The organism is Micromonospora reichwaldensis (assembly GCF_031845925.1).
GTDB classification, from domain to species: domain Bacteria; phylum Actinomycetota; class Actinomycetes; order Mycobacteriales; family Micromonosporaceae; genus Micromonospora; species Micromonospora reichwaldensis.
In genome coordinates, this window is record NZ_JAVRFL010000023.1 from 110,689 (window position 1) to 119,725 (window position 9,037).

Genomic DNA, 9,037 nt, shown 5'->3' on the forward strand with positions numbered 1-9,037 from the left:
TCACACCGGGCCGAGCTGGTCCAGGTGGCGCAGGATCACGCCCTCGCGCAGCGCCCAGGGGCAGATGTCCAGCGCGTCCACGTCCAGCTGGCGCAGCACGGCCTCGGCGACGACCGCCCCGGCGAGCAGCTGGTGGGCCCGGCCGGCGCTGACCCCCTCCACCTCGACGAGCTGGGCCGGCGGGATGTGCCGGATGAACCCGAGCACCTGGCGCAGCCCGGCGCGGGTGAGCCGGCGGGGCGCCCACAGTCCGGCGCCGGAGGGCGCCGCGCCGGCCAGCCGGGCCAGCGTCCGGAACGTCTTCGAGGTGGCCACCGGTCGCTCCCAGCCCACCGCGGTCAGCTGCGCGACGACCGGTTCCAGCAGCCCGTCGACGTACGCCCGCAGCTCGTCGACCGCCTCGGCCGGCGGCGGCGCCGCGCTGTCGGGGGCCACCCGGAGCTGGTCCCGGGTGAGCCGGCCGGCGCCGAGCGGCAGAGAAACCGCCACGGCCGGATCCTCGTCGATGCCGGCCGCGAGCTCCAGCGAGCCGCCGCCGATGTCCAGCACCAGCAGCCGGCCCGCCGACCAGCCGAACCAGCGCCGCACCGCGAGGAAGGTCAGCCGCGCCTCGTCCGCACCCGGCAGCACCTCCAGGCGTACGTCGGTCTCGTCACGCACCCGCGCCAGCACCTCGGCGGCGTTGGTGGCGTCGCGGACGGCGGAGGTGGCGAACGCGATGAGGTCCTCGGCGCCCAGCCCCGCGGCGGCCGCCTTGGCCATGCCGACCGCCTTGACCAGGCCGTCCGCGCCGGCCTCGGTCAGCGCGCCGTCCGGGCCGATCTGCTCGGCCAGCCGCAGCACGACCTTCTCCGAGTGCGCCGGCCAGGGGTGCGCCCCGTGATGGGCGTCGACCACCAGCAGGTGCACCGTGTTGGAACCGACGTCGAGGACACCCAGTCGCATGCTGAAGACACTAGGGCCAACCGGATTGCGCGGCTCGGCGGACCGGTGGGGGCACCGGGCGTACGCTGGGCCGGGTGACAGGCCAGATCGAACTCCGTGTGCTGGTGGACGACCCGGACGACCCCCGCAGCCGCGAGGTGCCCCTGGACTTTCCCCGGGAGTGGATCGAGTTCGCCGACCCGGCGGACGACAACCACCTCATCCGGGCCGACCTGACGTGGCTGCTCTCCCGTTGGACGTGCATCTTCGGCCGGGGCTGCCACGGCATCGTCGCCGGTCGGGCCGCCGACGGCTGCTGCTCGCACGGCGCGTTCTTCACCGACTCCGAGGACGAGCAGCGGGTCCGGGCCGCGGTCAAGCGGCTGACCCCGGCGACGTGGCAGCACTTCCGGCGCGGATTCAAGAACTGGACCGAGAACGACACCATCGACGGCAAGAACTCCGCCCGCCGCACCGCCACCCAGGAGGCGGACGGGCCGTGCGTCTTCCTCAACGACGCCGACTTCCCGGCCGGCGGCGGCTGCGCCCTGCACGCGCAGGCGCTGCGCGACGGGGTGCACCCGCTGGAATACAAGCCCGACGTCTGCTGGCAGCTGCCGATCCGCCGCGACCAGGAGTGGGTCAAGCGGCCGGACAACACGAAGGTGCTGGTCTCCACGCTTTCCGAGTTCGACCGGCGGGGCTGGGGCGCCGGCGGGCACGACCTGGACTGGTGGTGCACCTCCTCCACCGACGCGCACGTCGGCAGCGAGCCGATGTACGTCTCCTACGGCCCGGAGCTGACCGCGCTCGTCGGCGCCCCCGCGTACGCGAAGCTGGCCGAGGTGTGCGGGGCGCGCAGGCGGCAGGGCATGGTCGCCCCGCACCCCGCCGACGGCGCCTGACCAACCGACGACGACGGGGCCCGCGCGCGGCGCGGGCCCCGTCGTGCGTACGCCGATCAGGGCTCGAACTTGTAGCCCAGACCCCGCACGGTGACGATGAAGCGCGGCGCGGACGGCTCCGGCTCGACCTTGGAGCGCAGCCGCTTGACGTGCACGTCGAGGGTCTTGGTGTCGCCGACGTAGTCGGCCCCCCAGACCCGGTCGATGAGCTGGCCCCGGGTGAGCACCCGGCCCGCGTTGCGCAGCAGCAGCTCCAGCAGCTCGAACTCCTTGAGCGGGAGCTGGACGGGGGCGCCGTCGACGGTCACCACGTGCCGTTCGATGTCCATCCGGACCGGGCCGGCGGCCAGCGTCGGCCCGCCCGCCTCGGCGGCCTCGGCGCTCTGCCGCCGCAGCACCGCGCGGATCCGGGCGACCAGCTCCCGGGGCGAGTACGGCTTGGTCACGTAGTCGTCGGCGCCGATCTCCAGGCCGACCACCTTGTCGATCTCACTGTCCCGGGCGGTGACCATGATGATCGGCACGTGCGAGCGCTGCCGGAGCTGCCGGCACACCTCGGTGCCGGACATCTCGGGCAGCATCAGGTCGAGCAGCACGATGTCGGCGCCGGTCCGGTCGAACTCGGTGAGGGCGGCGGTCCCCGTCGCGGCGACGGACACCTCGAAACCCTCCTTGCGGAGCATGTACGACAGGGCGTCGGAGAACGACTCCTCGTCCTCGACCACCAGTACGCGGCTCAACGGGACTTCCTTTCCATATGCTGTCAGGCCTGCCGGAGCTCGGCCGGACCGGCCTCGATCCCAGCGGACGGCGGTGTCGCCAGGCCCTCGTCAGGGGGACGGGTGGGCAGCCGGAGGGTGAACGTCGATCCACCACCAAGAGTGCTCGACACCTCCACCCTTCCGCCATGGTTGCCGGCGATGTGTTTCACGATGGCCAGCCCGAGGCCGGTGCCGCCGGTCGACCGGGACCGGGCCTGGTCGGCCCGGTAGAACCGCTCGAAGATCCGGTCGACGTCGGTCGGGGCGATCCCGATGCCCTGGTCGGCGACGGAGATCTCCACGTGTTCGTCGGCGGCGCGGGCGGTGATCCGGACGGTGGTGTCCTCGCCCGAGTAGTTGACGGCGTTCTCCACCAGGTTGGACACGGCCGTGGCGAGCTGGGTGTCGCTGCCGTGGACGGTCAGCCCCCGTTCGGCGTCGACGGCCACCTCGATCCGGCGGGCGGCGGCGGAGGTGCGGGTCCGGTCGATGACCTCGGCGATCACCCAGTCGATCGCGACCGGCTCCGGGGGCGGCTGCGGCTCGGCGCCCTGGAGGCGGGTCAGCTCCAGCAGCTCCTGCACCAGGCGGCCCAGCCGGGTCGACTCGTGCTGGATGCGCTCGGCGAACCGACGCGCGGCGACCAGGTCCTCGGAGAGGTCGGGCGCGCCGGCCCCGGCGGGCTCGGTGGCGTCCAGCAGCGCCTCGGCGAGGAGTTGCAGGGCCCCGATGGGGGTCTTGAGCTCGTGGCTGACGTTGGCGACGAAGTCGCGGCGGACCCGGGCCAGCCGGTGCGACTCGGTCACGTCCGAGGCCTCGACGGCGATGAAGCCCGCCCCGATCCCCATCGCCCGCAGGTGCACCCCGAGCGGGTTCACTCCGGCGTTGTCGCGGCCCCGCGGCAGGTCCAGCTCGATCTCGCGCCGCACGCCGGTGCGGCGCACCTGCCCGGCGAGCGTACGGATCAGCGGGTGGGCGGCGATCGAGCCCTGGGTGGCGCCGGTGCGGAGCAGCCCCATCGCGCGGGCGGCCGGGTTGACCAGGACGGGCAGGTCGTCGGGGTCGAGCACGACCACGCCGGCCCGCAGGGAGTCGATGGTCCGGCGGCCGATGCCGGACTGCGGATCCTCGGCTATCGGGAGCCTCCCGGAGGTGTGGGGGAAGCCGGACCGGCTCCCCGCCCGCGTGGCGCGTTCGCCCGGCGCCCGGACGAGCCGGGGCAGCAGCACCCCGGCGACCAGTCCGATCGCCAGCCCCACGGCCACCGCGACCGTCACCGCCCATTCCACCCGGCGATCGTAGGGTCATTGTTAACCTGGCAACCACCACAAATAGGATGAATCACCTTCGCTTCCGGCAAAGTTCACCCCCGCGTCCGGCGTCGTTCACCGAGGTTCACCTCGGGTCTCCCCGCCCGACCTACCGTGGGCGGCGTACCTGCTCCCGCCGGCCCGGGCCGGCGACCAGCGACCCTCGCCCGCGCCACTGAGCCGGCGACCGGCGACCGTTGCGCCGGCTCCGTGGCGCGGGCGACCGGCGACCGTTGCGCCGGCTCCGGCGGGACGACCGACAACCAGCGACCACAGGACGTGACAATGCGCGACGAGTTCCGGGCTGACCTCCAGATCGTCAGCCAACTGCTGGTGGACATGGCGGAAGGGGTCCGGGCCGCGATGCGGCAGGCCACCCACGCACTGCTCACCGCGGACCGCCGGGCGGCCGAGACGGTGATCGAGCGGGACGCCGAGATCGACGAGCTCTACCGGCACGTCGAGGAGCGGGTCTGCGACCTGCTCGCCCGGCAGGCCCCCGTCGCCTCCGACCTGCGCGCGATGATCACCGCGCTGCACGTCGCGGCCGACCTGGAGCGGATGGGCGACCTGGCCGACCACGTCGCCAAGACCGCCCTGCGCCGGCACCCCTCGCCGGCCGTTCCGGCGGAGCTGCGGCCGACCTTCACCGACATGGCCGCCATCGCCGACCGGATGGCCATCAAGATCGGCTCGGTGCTCGCCAAGCCCGACGCCGACCTCGCCGCCGAACTCGACGGCGACGACGACGCCATGGACGACCTGCACCGCAGCCTGTTCGGGCTGCTGCTCGGCGAGGACTGGCCGTACGGGGTGGAGACCGCCATCGACGCCACCCTGCTCGGCCGCTTCTACGAGCGCTTCGCCGACCACGCCGTCAACGCCGGCGAACACGTGGTCTACCTGATCACCGGCCAGACCACCCCCACGGCGGGCTGAGGTGTAAGGAAGGGCCCCTTCCTAACGCTATGCGTTAGGAAGGGGCCCTTCCTTACACCTGAAACGTGCGTCAGCGGCCCTGGTTGGCCACCGCGGCGGCGGCCGCCTTGGCGGCGGTCGGGTCCAGGTACGTGCCACCCAGGGTGAGCGGGCGCAGCTGCGGGTCCAGGTCGTAGCGCAGCGGGATGCCGGTGGGGATGTTCAGCTTGGCGATCGCCTCGTCGGAGATCTGGTCCAGGTGCTTCACCAGGGCACGCAACGAGTTGCCGTGCGCGGCCACCAGCACCGTACGGCCGGCCAGGATGTCCGGCACGATCGAGTCGTACCAGTACGGCAGCATCCGCTCGACGACGTCCTTGAGACACTCGGTACGCGGCATCAGCTCGCCCGGCAGCAGCGCGTAACGCGGGTCGCCGACCTGCGAGAACTCGTCGTCGTCCGCGATCGGCGGCGGCGGGGTGTCGTACGAACGGCGCCAGAGCATGAACTGCTCCTCGCCGTACTCCTCCAGGGTCTGCTTCTTGTTCTTGCCCTGGAGGGCGCCGTAGTGCCGCTCGTTGAGCCGCCACGACCGGCGCACGGCGATCCAGTGCCGGTCGGCGGCGTTGAGCGCCAGCTCGGCGGTGCGGATCGCGCGGCGCATCACGCTGGTGTGCACCACGTCCGGCAGCAGGTCGTGCTCGCGCAGCAGCTCGCCGCCGCGGCGCGCCTCGGTCTCGCCCTTCTCGGTCAGGTCGACGTCGACCCAGCCGGTGAAGAGGTTCTTGGCGTTCCAGTCGCTCTCGCCGTGCCGCAGCAGGACCAGCGTCCCGACGGTGGGCCCCTCGCTAGCAGTCATGCCGATCATCCTGCCGCACGTCGCCAGGCGGCGCGCGGGCGGTGGTCGTGACGACCACCACGTGGAAAATGCGCTGCCCGGAGATCCGGCCTGGCACTAGGTTGTAAGGCGCGACAATCAGGACGGTCATTACGGGCGGGGGCGCTGGCGTGCGGACGATGCGGGGTTGGTTCCGGGACACCACCGGCGGCCTGCCGGTCAGCTTCTGGTACCTGTGGGCCGGCACCCTGATCAACCGGCTGGGCTCGTTCGTCCTGGTCTTCCTGGCCATCTATTTGACGCAGGAGCGCGGTTTCTCCGCATCGCAGGCGGGGCTGGTGCTCGGCCTGTGGGGCGTCGGCGGGGCGCTCGGCACCACCGCCGGCGGCACGCTGAGCGACCGCTGGGGCCGCCGGCCCACCCTGCTCACCGCGCATCTCGGCGCGGCCGTCATGATGCTCGCCCTCGGCTTCGCCCGGGAACTGTGGGCCGTGGCGCTCGGCGCCCTGCTGCTCGGCATGTTCGCCGAGGCGGCCCGGCCCGCGTTCGGCGCGATGGTGATCGACGTGGTGCCGGAGAAGGACCGGCTGCGCGCCTTCTCGCTGAACTACTGGGCGATCAACCTCGGCTTCGCCAGCGCGGCGATCCTCGCCGGCCTCGCCGCCGAGGCCGGCTTCCTGCTGCTCTTCGTGGTCGACGCGACCACCACCGTGATCACCGCACTGGTCATCTTCCTCAAGGTCGGCGAGACCCGGCGGGCTCCCACCGTCGGGGGCGGCCACCGGGGCGCCGGCGCCCCGGTCGGGGCGTTGCGCACCATCCTGCGCGACCGGGTCTTCCTCGGCTTCGTCACGCTCAACCTGTTCGCCGCGCTCGTCTTCCTCCAGCACATCTCGATGCTGCCGATCGCCATGGGCGACTCCGGGCTCAGCCCCACCACCTACGGCTCGGTCATCGCGCTCAACGGGGTGCTGATCGTGGTCGGCCAACTCTTCGTACCCCGGCTGATCAGGGGCCGGAGCCGCTCGCACGTGCTCGCCCTGGCGTCGGTGGTGATGGGCGTCGGGTTCGGGCTCACCGCCTTCGCCGACACCGCCTGGTTCTACGGCCTGACCGTGCTGGTCTGGACGGTCGGCGAGATGCTCAACTCGCCGTCCAACGCCACCCTGATCGCCGAACTCTCCCCCGCCGAGCTGCGCGGCCGCTACCAGGGCGTCTTCTCGCTCTCCTGGCAGGGGGCCGCCGCGGTCGCGCCGGTCCTCGGCGGCCTGGTCCGGGAGCAGGCCGGCAACGCCCAGCTCTGGTTCGGCTGCGCCGCCGTCGGCGGGCTGATGGCGCTCGCCCACCTGATCTCCGGCCCGGCCCGGGAGCGGCGGGCCACGCTGCTGCGGGCCACCGCCGGTCCCGTCGTGCCGGTGGTGGCGATCCGCCCGCCCGCCCCGCAGGCCGCCGAGGCGGCGGCGACGGCCCCCGCCGAGCCGGTCGGTCCGGCAGGGGACGACGATCTGCCGGACAGGGGCCCGGGGCGGCCGGTCGACCCGGCACGGGGCGACGGCCTGCCGGACAGGGGTCCGGGGCGGGCGCCGGAGCCGACGGGAGCGCGGTGACCAGCGACACGCTGGCGCGGCAGCCCTCGGCTTCCTACGGTCGAGGACGCTTCGCCCGAGGACGCTTCGGCCGAGGACGCTTCGGCCGAGGACGCTTCGGCCGAGGACGCTTCGGCCGAGGACGCTTCGGTTAGGAAACAGAACTGTCGGGAGGACGGGTGCGGGCCCTGCGCCGCTGGCTGGACGACACCGCGGGCGGTCTCCCCGCCACCTTCTGGTACCTCTGGGCCGGCCTGCTGATCAACCGGGCCGGCGCCTTCGCGATGCTCTTCCTGTCGCTCTACCTGACCGCGGCGCGGGGAGCGAGCGAGGCGCTCGCCGGGACGGTCGTCGGGGCGTACGGGCTGGGTGGGGCGGGCGGCGTGCTGCTCGGCGGGGTGCTGGCCGACCGGTGGGGGCGGCGGTCCACCCTGCTCGCCGCCCACCTGGCCACCGCCGGACTGATGGTCGGGCTGGCCTTCAGTCGGCACCTGGTGATGATCGCGGCGCTCGCCGCCCTGGTCGGGGTGGCGCACTCGATGCCCAGCCCCGCCTTCGTGGCGGCGATCGTCGACGTGGTGCCCGAACGGCGGCGCTCCCGGGCCTTCAACCTCCAGTTCTGGGCGTTCAACCTGGGCATGGCCGTGGCCTCGCTGCTGGCCGGACTGCTCGCCGAGGCGAGCTTCGTCGCGCTCTTCCTGGTCGACGCCGCCGCCACCGCGCTCGCGGCGGCGGTCATCGCCTGGAAGGTCCCGGAGACGCTCCCCCGCCGCGCCGCCAGGACTGTCCCGATCTTGGACACTTCCCGCTCCGACGGGACGGAAAGTGTCCAAGATCCTCGGCTGGCACCGATCCGCAGCAGCGGAGCGGTGACGCGGCGGGCGGGGCACGGGCAGTGGGCGGGGTGGCGGCGCCCCGCGGAGCGGCAGCGGCGGGTGGAGCAGGAGCGGCGGCGGCCGGTGGGGTGGCCGCGGCTGGCGGGGCCAGAGCGACGGGCGGAGCTGGCGAAGCGAGAGCGGCGGGCGGGGTGGCGGCGGCGGGTGGGGCGGGAGCGGCAGCCGGGGCTGCACACGGCGCTGACCGACCGCACCTTCCTCACCTTCGTGGGCCTGACCTTCGTGTTGGCCGTGCTGACCATGCAGACGTCAACGATCATGCCCCTGGCGATGCGGTCGGACGGCCTGCGCCCGTCGGCGTACGGGGCGGTGGTGGCGCTCGGCGGAGTCCTGATCGTGCTCGGGCAGCTCTTCGTGCCGCGGCTGATCGAACGGCACCGCAAGGACCGCGTCCTGGCCGTCTCCACCGCGCTGCTGGCGCTCGGCTTCGCCACCCTCGCGTTCGCCGACGACGTGACGGTCTACCTGGCTGCGGCGGTGGTCTGGACGGTTGGCCAGATGCTCGCCGCGCCGCCCAACGCGCAGATCAACGCCGACCTCGCCCCGCTCGAGCTGCGGGCCCGCTACCAGTCGGTGTTCTACCTGGCCTTCCCGGCGGCGTCGTTCGTGGCGCCCACCCTCGGCGGGGTCAGCCTCCAGTACCTCGGGGACCGGCACTGGCTCATCGTCGGCGGACTCGGGCTGCTGGCCGCCGGGTGCCACCTGCTCGCCGGCCCACCCCGCGAACGCCGCGTGGCCGCCCTCCGCCAGCTCTCCACCCCCCTCTCCCCGCCCTCGACCCCCACCCCGACCTCGGTGCGGTGATCATCAGGTCGGCGGCGCCCTGGGAGATCAACCTCATGATCACCACAGGCGGCGGGCGGGGAGGGGCAGGGGGCAGGGGGCAGGGGGCAGGGGGC

General features: G+C 73.4%; 7 protein-coding genes and 1 pseudogene. 4 read left to right on the top strand and 4 right to left on the bottom strand.

The window, feature by feature from the left end:
- Window positions 1–945 (bottom strand): Ppx/GppA phosphatase family protein, encoded by a 945-nt coding sequence (locus RM555_RS19965; RefSeq protein ID WP_311413167.1) that lies wholly within the window; start codon window positions 943–945, stop codon window positions 1–3.
- A gap of 74 nt (window positions 946–1,019) precedes the next feature.
- On the opposite strand from RM555_RS19965, the gene RM555_RS19970 reads away from it, so the two are divergent.
- A complete protein-coding gene (locus tag RM555_RS19970; RefSeq protein WP_311413168.1) occupies window positions 1,020–1,829 on the top strand; it encodes a hypothetical protein in 810 nt (269 codons plus the stop codon).
- 56 nt (window positions 1,830–1,885) lie between these two features.
- On the opposite strand, the gene RM555_RS19975 is transcribed toward RM555_RS19970, so the two are convergent.
- Both RM555_RS19975 and RM555_RS19980 read right to left on the bottom strand, forming a co-directional pair.
- Complete coding sequence (locus RM555_RS19975) at window positions 1,886–2,569, bottom strand: response regulator transcription factor (RefSeq protein WP_311413169.1); 684 nt, start codon at window positions 2,567–2,569, stop codon at window positions 1,886–1,888.
- Window positions 2,570–2,592: 23 nt separating this feature from the next.
- A complete protein-coding gene (locus tag RM555_RS19980) occupies window positions 2,593–3,879 on the bottom strand; it encodes a sensor histidine kinase (protein WP_311413170.1) in 1,287 nt (428 codons plus the stop codon).
- A gap of 306 nt (window positions 3,880–4,185) precedes the next feature.
- Between RM555_RS19980 and phoU the strand changes: the two genes are divergently transcribed.
- A complete protein-coding gene (gene phoU / locus RM555_RS19985) occupies window positions 4,186–4,839 on the top strand; it encodes a phosphate signaling complex protein PhoU (RefSeq protein WP_132230787.1) in 654 nt (217 codons plus the stop codon).
- A 70-nt stretch (window positions 4,840–4,909) separates the two neighbouring features.
- Here phoU and RM555_RS19990 read toward each other — a convergent pair whose 3' ends face one another.
- The gene (locus RM555_RS19990; RefSeq protein WP_151453377.1) at window positions 4,910–5,677 is read right to left on the bottom strand and encodes a phosphoglyceromutase; all 768 of its coding nucleotides are present in this window, start codon (window positions 5,675–5,677) and stop codon (window positions 4,910–4,912) included.
- A 149-nt stretch (window positions 5,678–5,826) separates the two neighbouring features.
- Here RM555_RS19990 and RM555_RS19995 point away from each other — a divergent pair.
- Both RM555_RS19995 and RM555_RS20000 read left to right on the top strand, forming a co-directional pair.
- Window positions 5,827–7,185: pseudogene (locus RM555_RS19995) on the top strand (MDR family MFS transporter); the annotation flags it as partial.
- A 236-nt stretch (window positions 7,186–7,421) separates the two neighbouring features.
- Entirely contained in the window at window positions 7,422–8,942 is a 1,521-nt protein-coding gene (locus RM555_RS20000) for an MFS transporter (protein ID WP_311413172.1), read from the top strand.
- Window positions 8,943–9,037 lie beyond the last annotated feature (95 nt).

Bases quoted from the DNA above. Each gene is read 5' to 3' on its own strand.
- RM555_RS19965 (WP_311413167.1), bottom strand. From the start codon at position 945: ATGCGACTGGGTGTCCTCGACGTCGGTTCCAACACGGTGCACCTGCTG.
- phoU (WP_132230787.1), top strand. From the start codon at position 4,186: ATGCGCGACGAGTTCCGGGCTGACCTCCAGATCGTCAGCCAACTGCTG.
- RM555_RS19990 (WP_151453377.1), bottom strand. From the start codon at position 5,677: ATGACTGCTAGCGAGGGGCCCACCGTCGGGACGCTGGTCCTGCTGCGG.